Source organism: Methylobacterium sp. CM6246 (assembly GCF_054818005.1).
Genome location: NZ_JBTXKY010000001.1, coordinates 4,227,775 through 4,251,881, shown reverse-complemented (window position 1 = coordinate 4,251,881; position 24,107 = coordinate 4,227,775). Strand labels below are relative to the sequence as shown.

The following is a 24,107-nucleotide window of genomic DNA, read 5'->3' as shown; positions in this document are numbered from 1 at the left end:
CAGCACCGGAGCTCCCATGGCCGACCCGACCCGTTCGACAAACTCGTCCCGCGCGACCCGCACGCGCATCCAGGAAGGCCAGCCCTATCCGCTCGGCGCCACCTGGGACGGGCTGGGCGTCAACTTCGCCCTGTTCTCGGCCCACGCCACCAAGGTCGAACTCTGCCTGTTCGACGACCAGGGCGAGAAGGAGATCGAGCGGATCGAGCTCCCCGAATACACGGACGAGATCTGGCACGGCTACCTGCCGGATGCGCGGCCCGGCACGATCTACGGCTACCGGGTCCACGGCCCCTACGAGCCGAAGGCCGGCCACCGGTTCAACCACAACAAGCTCCTGATCGACCCCTACGCCAAGGGACTGGTGGGCTCGATCACCTGGAACCCTGCCCTGTTCGGCTACCAGATGGAATCGGGCGACGACCTGACCTTCGACGAGCGCGACAGCGCGCCGTTCAACCGCCGCTCGCGGGTGATCGACCCGGCCTTCACTTGGGGCCGGCACCGCAAGCCCAACGTGCCGTGGGAGAAGACGATCTTCTACGAGGCCCACGTGAAGGGCATGACCAAGCTCGACCCGCGGGTTCCGGAGAAGCTGCGCGGCACCTATGCCGGCCTCGGCACGCCCGACGTGCTCGACTACATCAAGAGCCTCGGCGTCACTTCGGTGGAGCTGCTCCCGGTGCATTCCTTCGTGCAGGACGACTACCTGCAGCAGAAGAACCTGGTGAATTACTGGGGCTACAACACGATCTCGTTCTTCACCCCCGCCCGGCGCTACGCGGCGGTGCCGGACTTCGCCTTCTCCGAGTTCAAGGAGATGGTCTCACGCTTCCACGGCGCCGGCCTCGAGGTGATCCTCGACGTGGTCTACAACCACACCGCCGAGGGCAACGAGAAGGGCCCGACCCTGTCGTTCAAGGGCGTCGACAACGCCTCCTACTACCGGCTCCTGCCGGGCGAGCCGCGCTACTACATCAACGACACAGGCACCGGGAACACCTTCAACCTGTCGCACCCGCGGGTGCTGCAGCTGGTGACCGACTCCCTGCGCTACTGGGCCACCGAGATGCGGGTCGACGGCTTCCGGTTCGACCTGGCCACGATCCTCGGCCGTGAGCCCTACGGCTTCGACGAGGGCGGCGGCTTCCTCGACACCTGCCGGCAGGACCCGGTGCTCAACGGCGTCAAGCTGATCGCCGAGCCGTGGGATTGCGGCCCCGGCGGCTACCAGGTCGGCGGCTTCCCGCCGGGCTGGGCCGAGTGGAACGACCGGTTCCGCGACGACGTGCGCGCCTATTGGCGGGGCGATCCCGGCCTGCTGCCGGACCTCGCCGCCCGGGTCTCGGGCTCGGCCGACAAGTTCGACAAGCGCGGCCGTAAACCCTGGGCCTCGGTGAACTTCCTCACCGCCCATGACGGCTTCACCCTGCATGACACGGTGGCCTACAACGAGAAGCACAACGAGGCGAACGGCGAGGGCAACCGCGACGGCCACTCGCACAACCTCTCGTACAATTACGGCGCCGAGGGCCCGACCGAGGACCCGGCGATCCGGGCCGTGCGGCTGCGCCAGATGCGCAACATGCTGGCGACCCTGTTCCTGTCGCGCGGCACCCCGATGCTGCTCGCCGGCGACGAGTTCGCCCGCACCCAGAACGGCAACAACAACGCCTATTGCCAGGACAACGAGGTCTCTTGGCTCGACTGGGGGGCGATCGGCGACGAGGAGCGCGATCTCGCGGAGTTCACCCAGCGCCTGGTCATCCTGCGCAACGCCCTGCCGATCCTCAGCCGCGGACGCTTCCTCACCGGGCAGTACGACGAGGAGTTCGGCGTCAAGGACGTGACCTGGCTGCGCCCGGACGGGGGCGAGATGGCCAGCGAGAACTGGTCCGAGGGGGCGGCGAAGGCGTTCGCGGTCCAGCTCGACGGGCGTGCCCAGGCCACCGGCCTGCACCGCCGGGGCGGCGACGCCACGCTGCTGATCATGTTCAACGCCCACCACGACCTGGTGACGTTCACTCTGCCCGAATCGCCCAACGGCGTGGCCTGGACCCGGCTGCTCGACACCAACCTGCCCGACAGCCAGGACGTCGAGAGCTTCCCGTTCGGCAATGGCTACGACGTGACCGGGCGCTCGCTCCTGATGTTCGTGCTCAAGCCCGAGGACACCCCGGGCGACGACGCCACCGAGATGGAGCGCTCCTACCAGCACGTGATGCAGGCTTTTGAGCGCGCCAACGTCGAGAGCGTGCATTTCCACCTCGACCCGGAGGCCTGAGACGCGCTGAGCGGGACGGTTTTCGTCTCGCTCAGGGTCCGCCGCTTGCGCCCGGCGGCGCACCCGGCTAACAGCACCGCACCGCGCGGCCCTGGTCGCGTCCGGCGCCTCGGTGCCCGGGCGCCCTGTCCGCGGTCGGAGGGGTGGCCGAGTGGTTGAAGGCGCACGCCTGGAAAGTGTGTATACGGGAAACCGTATCGCGGGTTCGAATCCCGCTCCCTCCGCCAATTGACCCGCAAAACCCGTTTATCCTCAACGAGTTAGCGGTTTCCATCTCAACCTTGCTTACAATGATACCTACAAGCCGCTCGCACGGGGGTGCGCGGGCGTCACTTGATCCCGTGGCGGCATCCTCGTTCCGAGGAGGGTGCCTTGATCTACGTGCTCATCATCATGCTGGCCGGATCAGGCTCAGGCTCGGGTTCTGCGATCGGGTCCATCGAGTTCAACAGCAAACATGCGTGTGAAGAAGCGGCAAAAATGATCGCCGAGTCTAACCGCACTTTTTCTGGGGCTACCGCCGTGACCGTGTGTGCAGCCAAGGGGTGAGCCCGCACGGGATGCGCGAGTAGCATTCATGAGGGCTGCGTTCGGGGCCATCGACCGAACAAGCAAGGAGCCGTATTCTTGGGTGTCGACTCTCCAGCCGACCTTCCACGTCCGTCTCGACAGTGCCCCTCAACTCACCGATGGGGCGGGCGTGGATGTCGCTGGTGGTTGCCGCTATCAACTTAGCGTCAATCTCTCGTCGGCATCCTGCCTTTGTCGGCCCAGCGCCGATCTTCCACGCCCGCCGACGGTTTCACTTCGACGGTGGCGGCCCGGCGGGCGTGGATGCTTCGACTGACAACGTTGGCGGCAAGAGCGACCGTCACTGGGGAAATCTCCAGGGAGTCTGGCTGTCGCTGCGAACGCTCGCAGCGAGCCTTGCAGAATATACGAGCCGCGTGCCGGTCAGACTTCCAACCCAGTTTGTATTTCCGCTGGCCGATGCCGGTTAGGTTGGTTTTGTCAGCGGGCTGGGCGGCTCCTTGACGATCCACGCCCGCCGCCCAAACATCCACCCGGTGTGAGGGTGGCGGGCGTGGATGCTTTCGTTCACCTGTGAGCGAAAGGGCTTCTGTCCGATCCGAAGATAACCTGTGTTCCACTCAGGTTTTGCGATCCCCGGTTTCGGGGAGCGTCATTGGCATAGGTTAGAGACGCGTCGTATCGCGCCGCGGTAGCAAAGACGGGTCGATCTCAAATTCGACAATCCGCTCCAGCCGCTTGGGTTTTCCCTAAGACACCAAACGGCGTGAGTAACTGCTGTGCAAAGCGACCCCACGCCCGCTTCTTGGTTTTCCCCCCGATACCCAGCGAGTGGGCGTGGTTTTTCACATTCAGCACGGCAAGACTGAAATCGGTTCCGTTCCGCGAAAAGCGAAACAGTTTCGCATTTGACTGCCCTGGGGTAAGGCGGCCGGTGTTAGCGGCGGGATGGGTCGCTGACCTTCCACGCCCGCTTGACGAGCCAGCCAAAGCTTTTCCGGGCGGGCGTGGATGCCCTCTCACGATCGACACACCCGCGGCACGCCGCTGGCCGTGACAGGCACAGCGAACAACCCTGAAGCTGCGAACCGCCGGTCCGAGCGCCGCAGCAGCACCTTGGCTCGCTGCAGGTCACGATGGGCGAGCCAGGCCAGGAGCACGCGGCGGCCGAGCCAAGCGAAGCCAACGACGTGGCCGGCCAGGACGCCGAGGCGAGTGAAGGCGGTCACAGCGCCCCCGTCTCGGATCGGCTTGATGGCCCCGTAATTGGCCTCCAGCCGCTTGCCAATCTGGCTGAGCATGCAGCCCATCACGTAGATGCACTCGCGGTGCACGACGTCGTCGTGCGTGCCGAGGGTCGTCAGCACGTTGGCCAGACGATCCAGGTGCATGATGTCATCCTCCAGGGCTAAGATCTGACCCCAGTCGACGCATGCGATGCTCATCGTGCGCCCTCCCGCAGCGGGCGGGACAGTTCGAAGGCGCGCTCCCAGTCGCTCGACCTTCACGGCGGCTTCCACCATCGCGTCGCCCACGACGTAGAGGGCGCCGGCTTCGACGTCGCAGCCCGAGCAGCCCATGGCGCGGACCGCCTGGCCCCAGCGGACGAGATTTCGAACCGCGTCCTCCATGTCGAAGATCAAGCTGGTGAGATCGTCTCGACGGGATGCGGGAGCGCTCATGCCGCCCTCACGACATTGAAGCGGTGAGCGCTACGGCCGGTCCACTCGGTGGCCGAGGCGTCCAGCGCCTCCGGCTCGCGGTCAGCGTCGCCGTCGAGCGCATCTAATAAGGCCAGGTCCGCCTCGATCCGGTCAGCGATCCGGCGGCGCAGCTCACGGACGCGCTGGCGGTCCGCATCGGCGAAGAAGCTGTCGAGGCAGATCTGGATCTCGGTGATGACCTGGTCGGCGAGGTCGGTCTCGCGGCAGGCTCGGATCGCCCTGGTGACGGGACCCAGCTGCCGGCCGAGCCCTTGACCTAATAGGGGCCGCGGGTTGCCGGACTGGGGTAATAAGGGCGTGCGTGTGCTATGGGCGTGAATAGCCATGAACAGCATCCTCCAGATGCGGTTGGTGGTAAGGGCCGGATGGAAGGGCTCAATCTTCCTTCCGGCCCGCAGTTGTGGTACCACTAGGCGTGAGGCACGTCAACTATGGTACCATATGCGCACGGGTAGAACCCGCGGGAAGCAAACCGGCATTCAGATCCAGGTCCGGGTGCAGCCTGAACAGGTTGCCCCCCTCGACGCCTGGATTGCTGATCAGCCCGATCCGAAGCCAACCCGTCCGGAGGCGATCCGGTACGCTCTTACGGACTGGCTTACAGGCCAGGGCTACGTGAGGCACCGCGAGGATCCGGAGGGAGCAAACTAAGGAATGCAGTTTGCCTGAAAATCATAGTAAAGAGCGCAAGCAGGCCGAGGCCGCGTTCGCCAAGATACAGGACCACCTCGGCGACAAGATCTCCGTCATACCAGGTATCAGCGATGCGGATCAAAACACGGCCCGGCTGAAGGCTGCGCGCCTGGAACGAGATAGCTCCGCGGGCGAGATGAAGAAGCTCTGACACACAGCGCTAGCATCTCAACCGCTCCCAATCATCGCGGAGGGCTAATGTCTCACTTTCCGATCATACACTCCAACGATCACACAAGCCTGCACTTGAAGGCTGAGACCCGCGAGACGAACTCCGCCGAGGTCTGGGTTGAAATCGAGGAGGAGCGTCAGGTTGTGGAGGAGCGTACGGCGAAACTTAGACAGCAGCGACTTACTCGCGATAGCGCCGGATCCTGAGGCCACAGCGAACGCAGATCATGAAGCGCCCCGAGGCGAAGGGCTATCTGAAATGAGCGCGACGCTCGGCGGCGACCAGGGAGCGGGCAGATGCGAGCCATCCTGATTGCCGCCGTAGTTGCAATTGCCGTCGTCGCGGTTGTGGTTCTTGGCGGCCTTGTGAGCCGCAACGTGGGCTGACTTTCAGACTCTGTGGCCCGCGAACCACGCAAATGCTGAATTGACGAACTGTTAAGATTTATCGCTGGCGGTCGAATGCCGTTCGTGGGCATCAGTTGTTCCGCTTATGCGAGCACCCGTCTATGCCGATACCGATCTACGATCGCTTGCACCGCTACATCGTAGTGGCTTTGGTGTGCGGCGGGTTCGCCATGATGGGAGCGGCTTGGCTCTGGGATGCGCTGTAACAGACTAGCTAACCGATAGCGCTTTGTACGGCGTGAGGATCCCGAGGAGGCAAACTAGTGCGCCTCACCGAGCACCTGAATGCGAAGGGCTACCTAAAATGAAAAGCGCACCCCTCGGTGCTGTGGTAGCGCTCTTGCTCTTCCAATCCGGTGCTTATGCGCAAGACGGCCTTGGCCTCGACGCGCCGGACGCGCCGAGATCAGGTGCGGAGCCGGAAGCAGAGATGCGAGTGCGGGTTGCATCTGAGTTTCCGGACGCCCTACTGATCCGCTTCCGCAACGTCCGGCGCATCACCACAGAAGCTGGGCATGAGATCGAGTTCTGCGGCCAAGTGAGCGCTCTCGATGCTGGACAACTTAAGCCGACCTACCAGGTCTTTCTCTATCATCGGACCGGCACGGCCGAGCACGTGCGCGTCCTCGGCTCTGAGGCCCTGAATGGCTTCCATATCGGACGGAAACTGATGGGCGCCTTGAGGCGCGCCGGATGCATGTAAGCTCCTATCCGCCGCCTCTGCGAGGAAACGCCGAAGGCGAAGCGATCCTGACGCCACAGAACTGCACTAAGTTTTCCGGCCGACATGATAGGACCGCCCATGTCTGATCTTCCCCACACCGCCCGCGGCCAACTGGACTCAAGGGCGGCCAGGGCAACTGCGCGCCTGGAGAATGCGGTGAATGTTCGGGGGGAAGTTGAGGACAAGCAGCACGCAACCGACGAACGGACGGCCCAGCTGAAGGCATTGCGGCTGGCCCGGGAGAGCAAAGCCCTCTGAGGGCGCAGCGGATGTCGCTCACCGAGCACCTAAAGGCAAAGGGCCACCTAAATGAGCGACGCCAACCCTCAGCCTCCCAAGGTGGACGAGATCCTCCGCCTATCGACAGCTCTCGCTGAGCAGATGTTGGAGGCGCAGGTCATGGGGCAGCCGATCCCCACCCAGAAATTTACGGCGCTTGTCGGCGCAGCTCGGTTCCTCAAGGACAACAACATGGCATGGCCTCCGCTTGTCGAGGAGGTCGTGCACGAAATCGGAAAGCGGATGGCAGCCGCTAAATCAGCGCTCCTGGATGAGGATGCTGAGGGCTCACCGCGCCACTCAGAAGCCGCGGGCTCCTCGTGAAAGAGGCGCTGAACGCGGGGCGGTCGTAGACGCCTCGACACTTGTGCGCCGGTGGCTATCCTCCCGCCATGCGCACCGCCCTCGCCGCCCTCGCCTTCGTCGTCGCTGCCGGTGGGGCGCAGGCACAGCGGCCGATGCCTTCGCGCTGACTGTCGCTCGGCCCCGTCCCGATCTGTTCATAGGGCGGGGGAGCGTCCGATTTCACCGGCGGTCGAGCCGATATGCAACGCGGCTCGGGATGCATGATGACGCTGGGCCGTTACCGAAGGGTGCCAACCGAGCTGGTACCTAAGAGCGTAAGTACAAAGGCGCATTGCCGCCGATCCAGCGAGCGCCATCTCTATCCTCAGGCACACCGTCTGGAGGCGCGCTATGTCGTCCAAGTTCTATGTTTTTGGGAGCGAGACCGAGGCACGGGAGTACGCCGCAAAGCACGGCGATAAAGCCCGGGTCGCCTATCGCGGTGACTACCGCCAAGACTGGCTGGTTTCGGTCGCGGAATAGCTCCAGGGCGCGGGCACAAAAAAACCCGCCGCGGCGCTGGGCCGGGCGGGCTATCTCAAAGGCGATCAGCCTTCAGCTGTTTCAGGCCTGCCAACCCTTATGCCGGCAGAGGGCGACATAGGCCCCGAAGGTGATCATGTCGGCATCGAGCAGATCCAAGGCCTGCTGGCGGGTCTCGATCAGGTCGGCGTTCATCTCGGCCTCGTGAAATATGGATTGAGGCGATAACGGGGAGGCGGCAAGCCCGTTCCAGGACTTCGGCGCGGATGCCAAGGGCATCGCGGTGGCCTCTACGCAACAGCTTCCCAACCATGACGGTTCTATGTGTCCGGACGGACAACGTCGGATTGCAGGCCATGAGCACAGCTACCGGACACGTCGACGAGCGTGCAGTGAAGCCCGCGCAGCGCGATACCCCGCAGGATCTCTACGACCCCCATTTCCCTGCGCAGCGCCGCGTGAAGAAAGCCTCAGCCGGCGCAGGCAACGAGACTTTCGACCCTCACTTCCCCCAGCGCCATCGGCACTGATCGGGCTCGTTTAGGGAACTGTCAGGCCGTAACCGCTTTGCTCCTCCGCTTCCAGGAGGGGCGCCATGGCCGAAATCAGCATTTCCGAAGGTACGGACGGGCGCTGGACTGTCTACGGTCCGGGCCTGGTGGTAACCGATCTGACCCGTGAGGCCGCCGAAACGTTCGCTGAAAGCTACCGCCGGCTTGCCGTCGCGTGAACAAAGACGTCCCACGCGGCACTGGGCGGGCGGGGCTGAGGTTGCAGTACATCTCGCAATGATGGATCGAGCGCATGTCTCATGCTCGTGGATCCATCATGAAATTTCGCATGCTGAAGCCGTTCAAGCGGCCTCCGTCGTTCGTCAAAGTCCGGCTGCCGGGCTTCGACTCGGCCTACTATTTGAACGCGTACCCAGACGTGCGGGCAGTGGGGTTAAACCCACTCGATCACTATCTGCGGCACGGCTGGAAGGAGGGCCGCGACCCGAGCGCGGGCTTCAGCACGGATGGCTTTCTGGCTGCGAACCCTGATGTGGTTGCCTCTGGCCACAACCCGTTGGTGCACTTCGTGAACACCGGCTTGGCCGAGGGGCGGAGTGGGTCCTTCAAGGATCCGAAGTCGCCAGCTCCGAAGCCACGCTGACGGCCGGGCACGAAAAAGCCCGCGCCGGCGAGCCGGGCGGGCGAAGGTTGTGACCTCGAACTCGGGGGAGTCGGAAATCCCCACGTTCATACCCCGGCCAGAGCCAAAAGAAAGCCCGCCGCAGCGTGAGCCGGGCGGGCGAAGGTAAGGGGCCTCCTGGTGCGTTACGCCAGGCGGCAGGCCGACCGTATCAGCATTTCAGGCGCAGGAGAGACCGCTGCGATGACAAATCGGGCGGCCTCTCAGCTTGGGATACAGGCGTCATCCAGGATCCCGAGGTTCTGATGCACCAGCTGGTGGGGCAAGCGTTGCCGGGAGCACGTCCTCAAGCGTAAATAGTGCATAGCACCACTGCTGGTGTTATCAGCGCGTTGGCTGCACCTATTATAACTAATCCTGTGACAACGTCGCCATGAAATTTGGGATTATTTGCGAATAGATACTGTGCGGGAAACGCCATTATTGTTATCGGTAGCATGCACAGTACGCCGATCGTCCATACAATGATGCATGGTACAAAGAGTAATGCGCCTATCGCATGGTCCAGGCGAAAGCTGCTGTCATGCTGTCGTGCTGCATAGGCCTGGGCCATCCGACGCGCCGCTCATGCTAGGTTACGAATACAACTATCGGTAGCATATCGATTTGCAGCGCTACCTCAACGCGAGTCTGCAGCTAGGCTTGAGGGCTGATTACGCAGAACCGGTTCACCCACGCCGAAGCAGCAAGCCTTCGAGAGGCGCGGCTAAGCTTTCTGGGATCACTCGGTTCGCTGGAGCGCAGCACACGCAAGGGTAGTGTTCCGGAACACATCACGGATTGGTGGGTGGTGTTTAACCATTCTTCGCACCGTCCTCGCCGACGTGACTAAGAGAGGCGCCGGTGCTGGAGGGTCTCCGCCATGATGTCGCTCGCCGCCATCCGACTCGCCGCCCCGATGCTTCTAATCGCTTCGTGGGCCGCCCCGTCTCTCGCGCAACCTGCCGCCAATGGTGGCCCCAAGCTTCTCATTCACGGCAATTACTGCGGCCCAGGCAACAACGCTCCGCTGCCACCCATCGACGCGCTGGACGCAGCTTGCGCCCGCCACGACGCCTGCACGCCTGATGTCGGCCTACCATCGAAGGCCTGTAATCTCCGGCTGGAACGCGAAGCGGAGGCGGTCGCCCACGATCCACGCCAGCCGGACGACGTTCGCTCAATGGCTGGCTTCGTAGCCTCGTTTGCAGCGTCAAATGCGTCGAGCACGACCCCGACAGTGCTACCGGCGCGGCTAGCCAGGTGAGGGGCTAGCGCCTCACGACCGCTCTGCCGGGGCCATCGTCCGCCCCCGGCTTAGCACCACGTCCTTGAACAGGTTGCCGGAGGCAGAGGTCCGGACGTTCGTGTCGGGCCCGGGCTTCTGAACGAGGACGTTCACGCTGCCGTTCGCCTCGACCTTCGTGCCGCCCACGACACCGGCACGGCCGGCGGACGCATCGAGGCGGCCCTCGCCCTTCTGCATAGTCTCGAACGCCTTCCTGGCCTTCTCCCGGGACGCCCAGCCCTCACCGTCGGCCTGGCCTACATCCGGGCGCGGTAGGCCCTGGACGCGAGCGGAGGCCGTAGCGCCATCAGGACCAGCGCGATGGGCATTGCGCACGCGCCCGAGCGTCGGCTGACGATCGCCGGGCTCTCGAATGATCCTGACCCACCAAACTGGTCCGCGCTGAGCGCAAGTGCTTCGGGCATCCTGAACCCTGAAGGAGGGTGGATGCCATGCCTCGCAAACGCCTCACGAACGAACAGATCGCCTTCGCCCTGCGGCAGGCGGAGAACGGCGCGACGGTGGACGAGGTCTGCCGGAAGGTGGGCGTATCCGAGCCGACCTTTTATCTATGGGAGAAACAGTTCGTCGGCATTGGCGTGCCGGAGATCCGACGGCTCAAGCAGTTGGAGGACGAGAACAGCAAGCTCAAGCGGCTGGTCGCCGACCTGACGCTGGACCGCTCCATGTTGCAGGACGTCCTCAAACGAAAGTGGTGAGGCCTGCCGCTCGCCGTGAGGTCGCTGGTCACCTGCAGGTGGCCTACGGGATCAGCGAGCGTCGGGCCTGCCAGGCCACCGGACTCAGTCGCTCGTCCCAGCGTTACAGGAAGCGCTCGGACCCTCAGGTCGCGCTGCCGATGCGATTGAAGGAGTTGGCTGCTGCACGGGTGCGCTACGGCTACCGACGGCTGCACATCCTGTTACGACGGGAGGGCTGGGAGGTGAACCATAAGCGCACCTACCGGATCTACCGCGACGAGGGACTTTCGATTCGGTCCAAGCTGCCCAAGCGCAAACGAGCCTGGCGCTATCGCCAGGGACGACCGGCGATCGGTGGGCCCAACGAGGTCTGGGCGACGGACTTCATGTCCGACCGCATCTTCGACGGGCGTCCATTTCGGATCCTGACCGTCGTCGATTGCCACACGCGAGAGGCGCTCTCACTCACACCGAGAGCGAACTTTCGCGCCTTCCAGGTGACCGAGGCTCTGGACGCCTTGGTCCGGCTGCGGGGCCGACCCAAGAGCCTGCGGGTCGACAACGGGCCGGAGTTCGCCGGGCGCATGCTCGACCAATGGGCCTACCTGAACGGGGTCGAGATCGACTTCTCCCGACCGGGCAGGCCGACCGACAACGCCTATATCGAGTCGTTCAACGGCCGCCTCCGAGCGGAATGCCTGAACGCCTCGTGGTTCCTGTCGCTGGCCGATGCCCGTGAGCGCATCGAGGAAAGGAGGTGCCACGACAACGAAGATCGACCCCACACGGCCATGGGCGGCTTGACGCCCCGAGCCTTCGCCGATCAAGCTGTAACAGCCCGAGAACTTGCATAGGCCGTGGACCACAAACGGGGTCAACTCCAGTCGGCTCAAAAGCCATACTTCAGGGCGGACCACTTCAAAGGGGGACGATCAGGAGGCGCCGTCAGCTTCAGCGCGGTGCAGCGGCTTCCGGCAGTTGGGAAGGCGGTGCCCTGGTGGAGGCGTCCCGTCTCGAAGGCAGCGCATTCACACAGGATCTCGGCGGATAGGCGCGTGCGACCTGCATAGAGAGGTTCGACTACTCACATCGATTGACGCTGCACCTCGGTCACTTCGAGGAGCGATCGGCCACGAGCGTAAACTTGTGCAGAAATCCAAGGAGGGCGGGCCGGTGGTTTTCGCCCGCCGCATCGACGGCGACCGTCGCTGTTCGGCCCGAGACCAGCCGCGTCTGATCAGGCACCCTGTCCAGCTTGATCCGCACGGGAATGCGCTGTGCCAGCCGCACCCACGCGAAGGTCGGGTTGACGTTGGCCAGCAGGTTCGCACCGGCCGAACGCTCACGGTCCTCGATGCCGCCGGCGACGCTCTCGACGTGCCCGGCCAACAGTCCATCATCGCCCATCAGGCGGATGCTGGCCTTATCGCCGACGTGGATGCGCGGCAGCTTCGTCTCCTCGAAGTAGCCCTCGACCCGGAGCGTGTCGCGGTCGACCAGTGCCATAACGCCCCGGCCGGTGTTGACGTAGTTGCCCGGGCGCAGCTCCATGTTGGTGATGCGCCCGTTGACTGAAGCCTTCACCGCCGAGCGTTCGAGGTTCAGACGGGCGAGGTCGCGGTCGGCCATGGCCTGATCGTAAGCAGCTTTCGCGGCGAGGTCTGTCGCTCGTGCAAGCTCGACCTTCTGCTGCGAGACCGCGGCGTCGCTCAGCTTGATGTAGCGCTGGTAGTCGGCTGCCGCCTGTTCCGCCGTCGCTTTCTTGCCCTCGACGATCGCATCGGCCTGCCGCAGGGCGAGGGTGAAGCGCTCGGGGTCGATCTTGAACAGCACGTCACCGCGCTTCACGGTCTGGTTGTCCTCGACCAGCACCTCGGTGACGAGGCCGGAGACGTCCGGCGCCACCTCGACCACGTCGGCGCGCACGCGACCATCCCGGGTCCAGGGCGCCTCCATGTAGTAGTCCCACAAAGCCAGGCCGACAACGACGGCGGCGGCGACCATCGCCAGGGTGACGACGAGCCGGAACGAGAGGGCGAGAAACCGTGTCATGGCGGGAACCAAACGATCAAGAGAAGGCGTGAGGAACTGACGGGGGCGAACGACGAACTGTCAGGAGATCAGGGGCTGCCCGACCGTGACAACACAGCCCAGCAGGACGACGTAGAGCGCGAGGTCGAACAGCGGCCGGTGCCAGACCAGCCGGTAGAAGCCTGTCAGTGCGAGCATCCGGCGCAGGGGCAGGCTGATCAAGAAGGCGAGGATCATCCAGGCCCCGAGGCTCGGGACGAAGACGCCGTAGATGTCGAGTTCGCCGGTCATGCCGCAAGCGCCGCCTGGGTTTGGGCCACCAGACTCGGCCGATAGGGAGGAGCCTCGGGAAACAGCCCGCGGCGGATGCCGACAAGCCCGAGGAGCGCCGCTCGATGTGCCGGGCGCTCCGGTTCAATCGCCACCGCGTCGAGCGCCGCATCGAGGGACACCAGGAGTTCGGTGGGCGGGAGAGCCGCGCGGCCGCCGAAGTGCCGCGCCATGCCGCCAAGGAGCCGCTCGACCGCGGTCCTGGCTTCCGTCGAGAGCTGCCGGCGGTCGCGGCGCAGTTCGACCACGTTCACCCCGATCCGCACCTCGGCGAGCAGATCGGCCGTCCATTCCGCATCATCCGGCGGTAAGGCTGCGAGACGCGGAGCGAGCAGTCCGACGCGGTCCAGCATGATGGCGGCGAGCTCCAGACCGCTCTGCGCGCCGTGACGCTCGGCGGCCTGGGCGAGGCTGCGCCGGTTCACGGCCTGGAGGCGGTGCGCCGACCACCCGGCCCCGACCGACCGGACGAGGCGTGTCACCAGCGTGGCGACCCACATCCCGACGATGATCGAGAGCGCAGAGTTGGCGAAGGCAGCGAAGTCGCCGGTGTAGCTGTTCTGGAGCGCGATCACGGCCGAACCGTTGACCGCAGCACCCATCGCCATCGGCGCCGTCCGCGGCTGCGTCATGCAGACTCCGCACAGGATGAGCGCCGGCGCCAGCGCCAGGGCCAGCATCTCGAAGCTCGTGGCCTGCGGCAGAACCGCGAACAGGTAGATGGCGGCGACGACGGCGCCGAGCACGGCCGAGTTGGCGAAGCCAAGGATGGACGGTGCAGGGTCGTCCTGCGCGGCGAAGAAGCAGCAGCCGACCGACGCCATCATCGGCGCGCCGGAGCCATCCGGCCAACCGGTCGCGATCCAGATCGAGCAGGTGAGCAGGACGACAAGGAACACGCCGACCGCGGACAGAAGCGCCATGCCATGGTCACGGTGACGGATCGTGCGCGCGGCGGCGGTATAGCGAAAGGCGAGTTCCTTTCTAACGGGCGTCCCGTCGACGATGTGCCTTTGCAGGAGCCTGGCATCCTGGCGCAGGTCGATGAAGTCGCGCAGGCGCGCCACCAAGCTGGCGAGCACCAGGTCCGGCCAGGCGAAGTTTTTGTGAAGGACCGGATCGACCGCGTCGGCTGCCATCCGCAGCCGGTCAGCCGCGACGGGGTCGGTCGCCCCAGAGGCGAGCCACGCAGCCATATCGTCGAGGAGGGCGCGCACGCGGATCGGAAGCGCCTTGGCTTGCTCCAGGGCATCGACTCGGTCTGCGACCGCCGAAACGATCGGCAGAAACATCAGCATGTGCTGGCGCAGCGTCGCCATGGCGGCGACAGAGCGCTCGGCGCCGGTCATGTCGTAGCGCAACGGCGTCGCCAGGGCGTCGAAGGCGATGGCGTCCGAGGCGAGCTTGAGCCGCTTGGCTTGAGTGTCTCTCGTCTGACGCGCACGGCCGAGCACGTCGGCAACCCAACCGCGCGCGTCGCGCAGCCAGAGATCCAGGCGCGTGGATATCATCGGCGCCACGGACTGGGGCAATACGATCGTATTGACGAGGCTGGCGCACAGGATGCCGAGCGTGATCTCCTCGGCGCGGGCCACCGCGGTGTCGAACATCGTCCCCGGTTCGCCCACGCTCGGGAAGCCGATCAGGGCCGCCGTGTAGCCGCCGAGCATCATCAGATAGCTGCGGGGGGTGCGGTCGAGCAGCGAGAAGTACAGGCAGATCGACACCCAGAGCGCGATAGCGAGCGTCAGAAGCTCAGGCGCATTGACGAGGTTCGGCACGAGGGTGATGCTGACGACAGCGCCCAGCAGGGTGCCCAGGACCCGGTAGAGGGCCTTGGCCCGAGTCGCACCGGCCAGCACCTGGCTGGTGATGTAAACGGTGCCCAGCGCCCAGTAGGGCCGAGGCAGGTCGATCCACATGGCGAGATACATCGCCAGCACCGCCGCCACGAAGGTCTTGATCGAGAACGCCCAGTCGCGCCAGCCGGGGAGCGTCATTCTGCGGCCTCCTCGCGGGCCATGCCGTTCGGGAACTCACGGATGTACTTCTGAAGCGCTTGGAAGACCCTCACGCTCGCTTCCAGATCAGCGGTGTCGACGTCGGAGAACACCTGCTCCCGTAGTTCGTTGAGTTCGGCTTCCATCTGTGCCACGGTCTGCTGCCCGGCCTGCGTGAGGCTGAGCATCTTGGCGCGCCTATCCGTCGGATCTTCCTTCCGCACGACCAGTCCAGCCGTGCAGAGCTGATCGAGCAACCTCACCAGCGATGCGCCTTCGATGCCGACGGCCTCGGCCACAGCGTTCTGGCGCGGCTCGCCATCGAGTCGGCCAATGAGAATGAGAGGGAGCGCGGTCGCGTCGGAGAGGCCATGTGATTCTACGACGCCGTTAGCTGCGCGCCGCCACTGTCGCCCGGCCAGCAGCAAGGTATGGGTGTAGGCTTGGCGCAAATAATCGAGCTTCTTGGACATCCAGTTCGCCTGGGCGCCGAAGGCAAATCGAGCCCTCGCGCGGGACCCTTATAGATGGCTAGCTATCGGTTAGGATGCGATCTTATAGATGCTCAGCCATGCGACGGCGGCAGGCCAATTCCTCGTTGGATGGTCGTCCCTAAACGATTATGCGTAGGCTGTAGGCGCGCCTCGCGAACACGTGGACTAGGAACCGGCCGCAACCCGGAGGGCCATGTGGCCGACCGACCGCTGGACCTCTCCCGCAGCAATCCCGTTAGCAAGGTCGCTTTGCGCCCATCCCGGTCGTTCAGTGAGCCTCCGACGCTCCTCAATAGCGAACGCCTACCGCGACGGCTGCGGCAACCCGTTCGCAAGAGGTCAAGCTACAGCAACAGGCGCGCCTTGATAGTCCGCGGCTGCTAGCGGCCCATTGTGCGCCTCGCGAAGTCCGCGTCCCGGCTATCGACCACGTGGCGGCCTGCGACTTGGTTGGGGGGATTTTCGCTCGTCCGCTTCGCTGAGCCGGGTCCTGCGAGCCCGGGGCTACCGCAAGCTCTCCGCCTGCCCGCGCCATCACGCCCAGGACCCGGAAGCCATCCCGGTTTTTAGAAAGCCTTCCCCGCCCGCATGGCGGAGATCGCGCAAGCCGTCGGCGGCAAGCCGATAGAGATCTGGTTCGCCGACGAGGCTCGGGTCGGCCAGAAGAACACGATCACCCGCCGCTGGGCCAAGCGCGGCACGCGACCTGCGGCGCCGAAGGACCAGCGCGCCGCCTCCGCCTACATCTTCGGTGCGATCTGCCCCGCCCTCGGCAAAGGGGACGGCCTCGTCATGCCACGCTGCATCACCGAGGCGATGGCCTTGCATCTCGAAGAGATCGCCCAGGTCGTCGCCCCGGTGCGCACGCCGTCCTGCTGCTCGATCAGGCGGGCTGGCGCACAACCAAGAAACTCGTCTTGCCCGCCAACATCACCCTATTGCCCGTGCCGGCTCGCTCCTCCGACTGAACCCCATGGAGAACCTCTGGCAGTTCATGCGCGACAACTAGCTCGGCAACCGCGTCTTCAATTTTACGCTGACATCCTCGACCACTGCTGCCGCGACTGGAACACCCTCATCGACCGACCCTGGCGCACCATCTTTATCGGACTGCGCGCCTGGGCTCATGGGTTCTAATCAATGAGGATCGGCATCACTTGTGCGTTGGCTTACGATTCCAGACTCGACAGGCTTTCTGGCGGACGGTTTCACACTGACGCCAGAGATAGCTCATGAGTTCTAATACAGGTTGTTGCGGATCACTGTTCGGTCATCACAGGATCCTCGTACGACCGATATTGGAGATCGGTTACGGCGCGAGGGGCAGCCGCTTCGCCCTTTGGGAGCCTTCCCATGTTTGCTCAATCGCAAGTCCGGGACGAAACCAGGCGACGCCCTTGCTACCGAGTTTACTGGTTACGCGGGGATGGTCGGATCGATGGAGCGGAGATCATCCGTTCCGAAGATGACGGTGAAGCGATGACCACGGCTCGTGGTATGGCTGATGGGCGCAGCGTCGAGGTATGGGATCGCGAGCGATTCATCGGGCGCTTGGATCATCATATCAGCTGATTGTGCGAGCCGGGCCGATCCTCGGGTATTGTGACTGGGATTCCGCTTCCTTCTTCAACGAGCGCATTAAACTCGTCCGCAACGAAGCAACCCGCTAGCCCCACGACCGGCGGGCTTCTGTTAACCATATTGGAATCCCCGGCAGTCGGGGCTTGAATCCTGCCTTTCGCTGCTGATCTAATTTGCGTGGCCGTGGTGCATGCACGCACCTAAGCTTCCAACTGAGCAGTAGTAAGATGATACTAGAAGATACCGGACCTCAGGTTGATTCCGTCCGATTGGCTGGTGAGGTTGTCGCCGCGTACATCTCGAACAATTCCGTGCCGGTCGCTGAGTTGGCTGGTCTGATCCGAGCCATGCACGACACCATCGCTTCGATTGCTTCAGGTTCGGCTGCCAGTGCCGCCGAATCTCAGCCAGAAGTTGCACGACCATCCCCCGCCCAGATCCGCAAGTCGGTTCAGCAGGACGGTCTGACGAGCTTCGTCGATGGAAAGACATACAAGACGCTCAAGCGGCACCTGACCGCCAATGGGCTGACCCCGCAGACCTACTGCGAGCGCTACGGTCTTCCAGCCGACTACCCGATGGTCGCCCCCAGCTATGCCGAACAGCGTTCAGCGCTGGCCAAGGCGATCGGACTGGGGCAGCCCGGCTCACACACCGAGCCTCGTGAAAAGGCTCGCAAGGCAGGTTGAACCGCACGGTTCTTACCCCTGGAATCGTGAGAGCCCGCTGGTCCCAGGACCGGCGGGTTTCCTGGATCGACGGGCGGCTTCTACGGTCGCCAAATTTGGCTCTGGACGGGCGCGGGTCGTTTTCCGCTACAGAATCCGAGCAAGTGCAGAGGTGCCTGTACGGCTCCAGATCCGCAATTTGCGACGATTGGCCCGAACCCGACACTTGATACCCGAAGCTTGGGGCTGCCTCCGGCCCTTCTCGGATCCTCAAAAGGTCCGCTCGTGGCAGCTCAATAAAGCACGACCTGCGTTCGGGTAGGATGGTTTCCTGCTCATTCACTCCCAAAAACCGAATGTATTGCATCAGAGGTAGATGTGAAGTCCGCCCCGAACCAAGAAATAATTTAAATCTAGTTAGTTATATAGAAGAGTTAAATTACCTGAAAATGATTTATATTTGCGAATTAATTCTGTTTTCGCCATCGCTATCATCGAAATTTATAGGTTGACCAGATAATGCCCCATTCAACTTGATTAGCAATTAACATATTACATTTAGAAACAGCGCTATTACGAATATAGCTCATTCTGTTTGACCATTTTCAATTACTTATAGTACCCGAAGATTTGATATTTTACTCGTGGTCTTCAAACCAACTCTGAAATTCATCGACCTCCAGCGGACGAGCAAAGAAGTAGCCCTGGGCCTCGTCGCATTGCATCGCCAAAAGCAGATCGGCCGCCTCAACGGTCTCGATGCCTTCCGCTACCACACGGTAGCCGAGATCATGCGAGAGGCCGATCATCGAGCGCACGAGCGACATCTCCTTCTGGCCTTCGCTTAGTTTCAGTACGAAGCTGCGGTCGATCTTCACGACGTGGGCTGGCAGATCCTGAAGATAGGCGAGGCTGCTGTAGCCGGTGCCGAAATCATCGATCGCTAGGCGAACCCCGGCGGCGGCAAGCTCGTCCAACTGGCGCCGCGCGTTGATAGCATCCTGCATGATCGCGCTCTCAGTCACCTCCAACTCTAGTCGCTCCGGTTCCAGACCGAGCCGCTCAAGCGCGACCTGGACGGAATGGGCGAAATCCATTTCGTGCAGGTTGGCAGCCGAGACGTTGATCGAAATCACAATCTCACGCTTGGCGTCTCGCCAGCGACGCGCCTGCGCGAGGGCTGTTTCCAGAACGAAGGCCGTCATGGCTTGGGCGTGTGGTGAGTGCTCGATGACCGGGACGAACTCGCTGGGAGACACGGGGCCCAAGACCGGGTGGTTCCAGCGCAGCAGCGCTTCCGCGCCGATACATCGTCCCGTGGGCAGATCGATGCGCGGCTGGAACACGAGCCGCAACTGATCACCAGCAAGCAGTGCCGACCCGAAGTCCTGCAGCAGTCTGTATCGGCGATGATAGGCTTGATCGGCCGCGAGTGAATAGATGCCGACTAGAGGCTGTTATGAACTGAATGGGTGAGGTTTGCGTTTTTGGGCATGAGCGCAGGTCGTGCCGGCTATCCCTCTGACGTGTCCGATGAGGAATGGGCGCTGGTTGCGCCGTATCTGGCGCTGCTGCGGGAGAGTTCGGGCCAGCGTGACCACGACCTGCGCGAGGTGTTCAACGGCTTGCGGTTCATCGTGAAGACGGGGGCGCCGTGGCGGTTCATGCCGCACGACCTGCCGCCGTGGGCGGCGGTGTACCAGCAGATGCAGCGCTGGCTGGCTGCGGAGTGCTTCACCGATGTGGCCGGGGATCTACGGGCGGTTCTACGCATGGCAGGGGATCGCAAGCCGGAGCCGTCTGCGGTGATCCTGGACAGCCGGACGCTGCGGTCCTCGCCGGAGAGCGGCGAGCGGGCGGGCTACGACGGGGCCAAGCGCAAGCGCGGTTCGAAGGTGCATCTGGCGGTGGACACGCCAGGCCACGTGGTGGCGCTGCATGTCACCCCGGCCGATGCCGACGATCGCGGCGAGGTCGATCGCCTGACCGGCGCTGTGCAAGCGGAGACGGACGGAAGCGTCGAGATGGGTTTCGTCGATCAGGGCTACACCGGCGCGCGGGCGGCGGACGCGGCCCAGGCGCACGGTATCGCCCTGGAGGTGGTCAAGGCGCCCGAGGCCAAACGCGGGTTTATCCTGCTGCCGCGTCGCTGGGTGGTGGAGCGGTCCTTCGCCTGGGCGACGCGCTGTCGGCGCCTGGTCAAGGATTACGAGCGTTATGCCAGCACGCTGGCAGGACTTCATATGGTCGCCTTCGTCTGTCTCATGCTGAAACAGGCCGAACGACTTATGACAGGTGCATAACACGCTCTAGATCGGGCGACATGCGGGCCTCCTGAACCGCGCCGTAGAGGGCTCGCAGTACGTCTTGCGGTCTGGTCGATCCGGGCGCAAAGACGGTCACACCGATGGCGCTGGTCATAAGCATTCCAGTGATGGAGCGCTGCTGCGCCTCCCTCTGTCCGTCCGTCAGCCGACGGACATAATCGTCTTGTCGGACTCCCGGGGGCGCCAGGAAGGCGAATTGCGTGGCCGCCGTGTGATAGAGCTTGAGCTCTCTACCGATGTCACGGTGTATTCCGCGCGCGGTGTCCCTGATTAAATCGTCGATGCGGCCCAGGCCCATGACGCGGGCATAGGCATTGATCTGTTCGGGACGCGCGAGATCGATGAGCACGGCAAGCCGAGCCTCGTCCGGACGCTCGGCCGCGAGATCGGACAGGTCATCAAGGAACTGGTTCCGGCTCGGCAGGCCGCTCAGCGGGTCGATCCGGCCGAAGGCATGCTGCAACTCGATCTGCGCCATGACCATCGCGGCCAAATCTTTCAGGGCGGCGACCTCGGCCTCAGTGGCAGCGCGCGGCTCAGTTCCTAAAACGCATAGGGCGCCGAGCCCGTAACCTTCGCGGGTCACCAGCGGCGCGCCGGCATAGAAGCGGATGCCGCTGCGGCCGAGCACGCTGTCGGCGTAGCAGGCATCTTTCTTGAAGTCGGGGATCACCAGAACGTCGGCGGTCTCAGCCACCTGTCCGCACGGCGCCTGTTCCCGCGGGATCGATGAATGCTCGACGCCGACGCGCGACTTGAACCATTGCCGGTCGCGGTCCGTCAGCGACACCGCTGAAATTGGCAGGTTGAAGATCTGGCTAGCCATCCGCGTGATGCGGTCGAAGCTCTCGCTCGGCGGCGTGTCGAGCAGGTCGTACTGTTGAAGTGCACTCAGGCGCGCTTCCTCGGAACGGTCATTGTGTAAAATTTCAGACATAGTGCGACTGCAAGCCTTCGTGCGGCAAAGGTACGGGCGGCGCTTTCACCCGACCTAAGCCTCATATCCCCCTGATCCATCTAACTGAAAAACCCTTGCCAAACTCTGTTTGTAGCAGGAAGACGGCCTTACAGCCTCAAAAAAGCGTGTCTTATAGCTGGATCGACTAGATCGTAGCACGCAAAGGAGGAAAATTAACGGTATCAGAGCGATTATCCGGGTTTGAAAGCGGCATTTCTCCTAGTGCTGAAAGCATAACTGCTGCTTGCCACCCTTTGCGGAGCCTCGGGCGGCCAAATCGCCCGCGACTTAATCGCCCAGGTGCGTTGATCATCGCTAACTAAAGCTGCATGGATTGAGACTGGTTCACCTTTGGGTCAGATCATGCATGACGACCCTGTGTCCCGTGACGACAGCTTCAGCCGCCTCGTCGCTCTCAATGTAAAAGTAAGGGCTCGGCGATCCGGGAGATCTCGACCCAGTAGCCTCTCACGTAAGCGACTGGGATATCCCGCGGTCGCTCTAAGCTGCCGCTTTCAGACCTGGTGATTTTGAAGCCTCAAACGATCGCACGCAGTTGCGGCCGCCGGACTTGGCCGCATAGAGTGCGCGGTCTGCCCGTTCGATCGTGTGGTCGACGTCGCCATCGGTGAACTCAGCCTCGGCCATGCCGATGCTGATTGTAGCTCTGAGACACTGACCGCCAGGCTCAAATACAGTGTTTGCCACCGTCTGTCGGATGCGGTCCGCGAAGATAGCCGCGCCTTCCAGACCAATTTCGCAGAGCAGGACCACGAACTCCTCGCCACCGAACCGCGCCACCTTGTCGGTGGGTCGGATAGCCTCGCTGACGATGCGCCCAACTTGGCGGATAACCTCATCGCCCGCGGCATGACCGTACAGGTCGTTGACACGCTTGAAATGATCGATGTCGATCATCAGAATGCAGATCGAACGCCGGTACCGCTTGAAGTTGCTCATCGCGCCGTTGGCTAAGGGCAGGAACGCGCGTCGGTTGAGGAGAGCAGTCAGTGCGTCGGTGTCGGCAAGAACCTGCATGGCGTGCAGATCGGCGCCGAGACGTTTGAGGCGATTCTCTGCGGCTTCGATCGCGTGTGAGGCCTCCGCTTCGATAAGGCGGGCACCCGCCTCGACCGTGCCGATGCGTCTCAAGAGCGATCTGACAGAGGTCGATAGGCGCAGAACCTCGGGAGAGCCGTGCAGGTGGCGCGTCATCGTCGCATTCGCCTCGCGGCCGATGCGGTCGACTGCCGCCGTCAGCTGCGTCAGTGGCTGGGTCAGCCGGGCCGCGACCCACCAGATACCGACAGCACCGAGGATAGCCGTGGCGAGCCCGAGGAGAAGGATCAGGCTGGTCAGACGGTTAGCCCCGGCCAGCGCCGTATCGATCGGCTGCAGCGCGACGACGGTCCATCCCAGGCCCGGATATTCGCCTCGACCGCGCGTTGCAGCGACCGCAGCAAGCCGAGTGCCCTCAGCGCTCTGGACGATGAAATTCCCGGATGCGAGTTCCGCGGCCGTGTACGGGGTCGCTAAAGCGTCGGATCCGAGCAGAACTCGGCCGGAGCGATCGAGGACGACTACGTCCTCCTTCAGCTCAGGTCTGCGAGACGACAGGACCTCGCGCCGGACCACGTCTGCCCATCGCCAGCTGAGGTGCGCCCCAAGGACACCGATGATCTGTCCCGAGGCATCGCGGACCGGGACAGCCAAGTCCACGAACCGAAACGGCGTTCCATCGCTGTAGGGAGGAAGCTTGGATTCCAGCAGGGCTGCCGCGTGCACATCCTCCACCGCCGCTTGCCGAAGACCATTGCTGAACCAGGGGCGCTGGCTGACGCTTACCCCATCGAGAACGCCGCCTGTTGCGGCACGCACCCGGCCGTCGCGATCGGCAAACCCGATCCAGGCGTAGTCCGGCAACGTCCTCTGCATCGTCTCAAGCACTATGCGCAGGCCGCCGGTGTTCGCCATCCAGTGGGGCTGCAGCGGTTCGAGTGAACCAACGTTGCGGACTTCCCGCAGGCGTTCGGCCATGTCCTGATCAAGTCGATCGGCCATCGATCGGGCGACCTGCAGGAGGGTGTTCTGCGCCATATCGGTGGCCTGCCCGCGCGCCAGCAGCGCGGACCCGATCGTGGTCACGCCGACAATAGCAAGGCCGATGGCGCCGGCGAGCAGACTGATCTGGCGGCGCAATGAAACGCGGTCCGCGAGCCGCTTGAACATCTTTAACCATCCTCGATCGAGGAGGAGTATGCGGCTCAGTTCATGACGGCAGGTGAAGTTTGTTCGTGAATAACTCACTTCTTGCAGGGCTCGGCTGCAGCCGCATGACTGCCCGTTCCGGCAGTAGATTCCTGCCACCCCGAGCAAGCTACAAGCGGACGTTCCATGGGTCTGCAAGGGGTCGTGAGCGGGCCAAACCGCGACGTCCGCTTCGATTCGCGGCTACTTGGAAGCGGCCTGGCGGAGAACCACCCCAACAGATCGTTCAAGTGGGTACGCCCTGATGCCCCGAAAACGATCGTTTTCCAGATGGTCGTAGGCCGTATATGATAGACTGATCAACGCGATTGAAATCCTGTCGGGTAACCATGTCGGCTATTCAAAGGTCGGCAAAACGTGTTCTTTGGATACGGGAAGCGAGGCTGTTGCGACGTCCGCTTAAGGACATGGTGAAGTCGAAACCAGCCAGTCCGCTTTCGGCCAATCTAAGTCGCGCCAGGCCGCTGCCAGCCGCAAAACCGGTCGTTCGGCTTGGCGCCCATTTCAGCCATCCAGGCGCTTCTCTTCTTCGCTTCAGAGCGGACATTCAACAGCGAATCGCCATCATGCTCCGCCTTCCGCCTGCTCGACCGCGCCACGGAACGAACGAGCCGGCATTCAGGCGCGTGAGGGCTAACTGCGAATG

22 protein-coding genes, 1 tRNA gene and 1 pseudogene are annotated in these 24,107 nt (G+C 63.4%); 14 read left to right on the top strand and 10 right to left on the bottom strand.

The features are described 5' to 3' along the window. Positions 1-16: 16 nt before the first annotated feature. From glgX to ACYQPG_RS20630, 3 genes are all read left to right on the top strand, one after another. Positions 17-2,284 carry a glycogen debranching protein GlgX gene (gene glgX / locus ACYQPG_RS20640; protein WP_147910510.1) on the top strand — a complete coding sequence of 756 codons (2,268 nt, stop codon included), beginning with the start codon at positions 17-19 and terminating at the stop codon, positions 2,282-2,284. 137 nt (positions 2,285-2,421) lie between these two features. After that, a tRNA-Ser gene (locus tag ACYQPG_RS20635) sits at positions 2,422-2,511 on the top strand. 145 nt (positions 2,512-2,656) lie between these two features. Then, positions 2,657-2,833: a hypothetical protein gene (locus ACYQPG_RS20630; RefSeq protein ID WP_461232541.1), complete on the top strand. Its 177-nt coding sequence runs from the start codon at positions 2,657-2,659 to the stop codon at positions 2,831-2,833. A gap of 1,001 nt (positions 2,834-3,834) precedes the next feature. On the opposite strand, the gene ACYQPG_RS20625 is transcribed toward ACYQPG_RS20630, so the two are convergent. Both ACYQPG_RS20625 and ACYQPG_RS20620 read right to left on the bottom strand, forming a co-directional pair. Continuing rightward, complete coding sequence (locus tag ACYQPG_RS20625) at positions 3,835-4,497, bottom strand: hypothetical protein (RefSeq protein WP_419830089.1); 663 nt, start codon at positions 4,495-4,497, stop codon at positions 3,835-3,837. Then, positions 4,494-4,865: a hypothetical protein gene (locus ACYQPG_RS20620; RefSeq protein ID WP_461231636.1), complete on the bottom strand. Its 372-nt coding sequence runs from the start codon at positions 4,863-4,865 to the stop codon at positions 4,494-4,496. Before ACYQPG_RS20620 ends, ACYQPG_RS20625 begins: the two co-directional genes overlap by 4 nt. 335 nt (positions 4,866-5,200) lie before the next feature. Between ACYQPG_RS20620 and ACYQPG_RS20615 the strand changes: the two genes are divergently transcribed. The 7 genes from ACYQPG_RS20615 (at position 5,201) to ACYQPG_RS20585 (ending at position 10,082) form a co-directional block, all read left to right on the top strand. Then, positions 5,201-5,383, top strand: coding sequence for a hypothetical protein (locus ACYQPG_RS20615; protein ID WP_419830087.1), 183 nt, complete (start codon positions 5,201-5,203; stop codon positions 5,381-5,383). Between the two features lie 732 nt (positions 5,384-6,115). Then, complete coding sequence (locus ACYQPG_RS20610) at positions 6,116-6,514, top strand: hypothetical protein (protein WP_461231635.1); 399 nt, start codon at positions 6,116-6,118, stop codon at positions 6,512-6,514. A gap of 330 nt (positions 6,515-6,844) precedes the next feature. After that, a complete protein-coding gene (locus ACYQPG_RS20605; RefSeq protein WP_147941411.1) occupies positions 6,845-7,138 on the top strand; it encodes a hypothetical protein in 294 nt (97 codons plus the stop codon). 860 nt (positions 7,139-7,998) lie between these two features. Continuing rightward, positions 7,999-8,172, top strand: a complete 174-nt coding sequence (locus ACYQPG_RS20600) for a hypothetical protein (RefSeq protein ID WP_187278613.1) — start codon at positions 7,999-8,001, stop codon at positions 8,170-8,172. Between the two features lie 65 nt (positions 8,173-8,237). Beyond that, a complete protein-coding gene (locus ACYQPG_RS20595) occupies positions 8,238-8,372 on the top strand; it encodes a hypothetical protein (RefSeq protein ID WP_419828643.1) in 135 nt (44 codons plus the stop codon). Between the two features lie 110 nt (positions 8,373-8,482). After that, a complete protein-coding gene (locus ACYQPG_RS20590) occupies positions 8,483-8,797 on the top strand; it encodes a hypothetical protein (RefSeq protein WP_419830085.1) in 315 nt (104 codons plus the stop codon). Between the two features lie 904 nt (positions 8,798-9,701). Further along, positions 9,702-10,082 carry a hypothetical protein gene (locus tag ACYQPG_RS20585; protein ID WP_419831056.1) on the top strand — a complete coding sequence of 127 codons (381 nt, stop codon included), beginning with the start codon at positions 9,702-9,704 and terminating at the stop codon, positions 10,080-10,082. A gap of 12 nt (positions 10,083-10,094) precedes the next feature. On the opposite strand, the gene ACYQPG_RS20580 is transcribed toward ACYQPG_RS20585, so the two are convergent. Beyond that, on the bottom strand, positions 10,095-10,439 hold the full coding sequence (locus ACYQPG_RS20580) for a hypothetical protein (RefSeq protein ID WP_461231634.1): 345 nt from the start codon (positions 10,437-10,439) through the stop codon (positions 10,095-10,097). Between the two features lie 116 nt (positions 10,440-10,555). Between ACYQPG_RS20580 and ACYQPG_RS20575 the strand changes: the two genes are divergently transcribed. Then, positions 10,556-11,658 (top strand): IS3 family transposase gene (locus ACYQPG_RS20575; RefSeq protein WP_461231633.1). Its coding sequence is split into 2 segments (ribosomal slippage): positions 10,556-10,817 and positions 10,817-11,658, totalling 1,104 coding nucleotides; the frame shifts between segments, so codons are not numbered across the junction. 256 nt (positions 11,659-11,914) lie between these two features. Here ACYQPG_RS20575 and ACYQPG_RS20570 read toward each other — a convergent pair. The 4 genes from ACYQPG_RS20570 to ACYQPG_RS20555 are packed head-to-tail and all read right to left on the bottom strand — an operon-like array spanning position 11,915 to position 15,638. Beyond that, on the bottom strand, positions 11,915-12,856 hold the full coding sequence (locus ACYQPG_RS20570) for an efflux RND transporter periplasmic adaptor subunit (RefSeq protein ID WP_461231632.1): 942 nt from the start codon (positions 12,854-12,856) through the stop codon (positions 11,915-11,917). Between the two features lie 60 nt (positions 12,857-12,916). Then, the gene (locus tag ACYQPG_RS20565; protein ID WP_147909004.1) at positions 12,917-13,126 is read right to left on the bottom strand and encodes a DUF1656 domain-containing protein; all 210 of its coding nucleotides are present in this window, start codon (positions 13,124-13,126) and stop codon (positions 12,917-12,919) included. Continuing rightward, a complete protein-coding gene (locus ACYQPG_RS20560; RefSeq protein ID WP_461231631.1) occupies positions 13,123-15,165 on the bottom strand; it encodes an FUSC family protein in 2,043 nt (680 codons plus the stop codon). The genes ACYQPG_RS20565 and ACYQPG_RS20560 overlap by 4 nt, the downstream gene beginning before the upstream one ends. Further along, positions 15,162-15,638, bottom strand: coding sequence for a MarR family winged helix-turn-helix transcriptional regulator (locus ACYQPG_RS20555; RefSeq protein WP_147909006.1), 477 nt, complete (start codon positions 15,636-15,638; stop codon positions 15,162-15,164). Before ACYQPG_RS20555 ends, ACYQPG_RS20560 begins: the two co-directional genes overlap by 4 nt. Positions 15,639-16,125: 487 nt before the next feature. On the opposite strand from ACYQPG_RS20555, the pseudogene ACYQPG_RS20550 reads away from it, so the two are divergent. Both ACYQPG_RS20550 and ACYQPG_RS20545 read left to right on the top strand, forming a co-directional pair. Next, a pseudogene (locus ACYQPG_RS20550) lies at positions 16,126-16,796 on the top strand (IS630 family transposase); the annotation flags it as partial. 671 nt (positions 16,797-17,467) lie between these two features. Beyond that, positions 17,468-17,929, top strand: a complete 462-nt coding sequence (locus tag ACYQPG_RS20545; RefSeq protein WP_461231630.1) for a Ros/MucR family transcriptional regulator — start codon at positions 17,468-17,470, stop codon at positions 17,927-17,929. 617 nt (positions 17,930-18,546) lie between these two features. Here ACYQPG_RS20545 and ACYQPG_RS20540 read toward each other — a convergent pair. Then, entirely contained in the window at positions 18,547-19,281 is a 735-nt protein-coding gene (locus ACYQPG_RS20540; RefSeq protein ID WP_461232492.1) for a putative bifunctional diguanylate cyclase/phosphodiesterase, read from the bottom strand. Positions 19,282-19,401: 120 nt separating this feature from the next. On the opposite strand from ACYQPG_RS20540, the gene ACYQPG_RS20535 reads away from it, so the two are divergent. Further along, complete coding sequence (locus ACYQPG_RS20535; protein WP_039903003.1) at positions 19,402-20,211, top strand: IS5 family transposase; 810 nt, start codon at positions 19,402-19,404, stop codon at positions 20,209-20,211. Here ACYQPG_RS20535 and ACYQPG_RS20530 read toward each other — a convergent pair. Together ACYQPG_RS20530 and ACYQPG_RS20525 are read right to left on the bottom strand one after the other, a co-directional pair. Further along, entirely contained in the window at positions 20,195-21,172 is a 978-nt protein-coding gene (locus ACYQPG_RS20530; RefSeq protein ID WP_461231629.1) for a GAF domain-containing protein, read from the bottom strand. The genes ACYQPG_RS20535 and ACYQPG_RS20530 overlap by 17 nt on opposite strands. Positions 21,173-21,694: 522 nt before the next feature. Further along, complete coding sequence (locus ACYQPG_RS20525; RefSeq protein ID WP_461231628.1) at positions 21,695-23,422, bottom strand: diguanylate cyclase; 1,728 nt, start codon at positions 23,420-23,422, stop codon at positions 21,695-21,697. Positions 23,423-24,107: the final 685 nt, after the last annotated feature.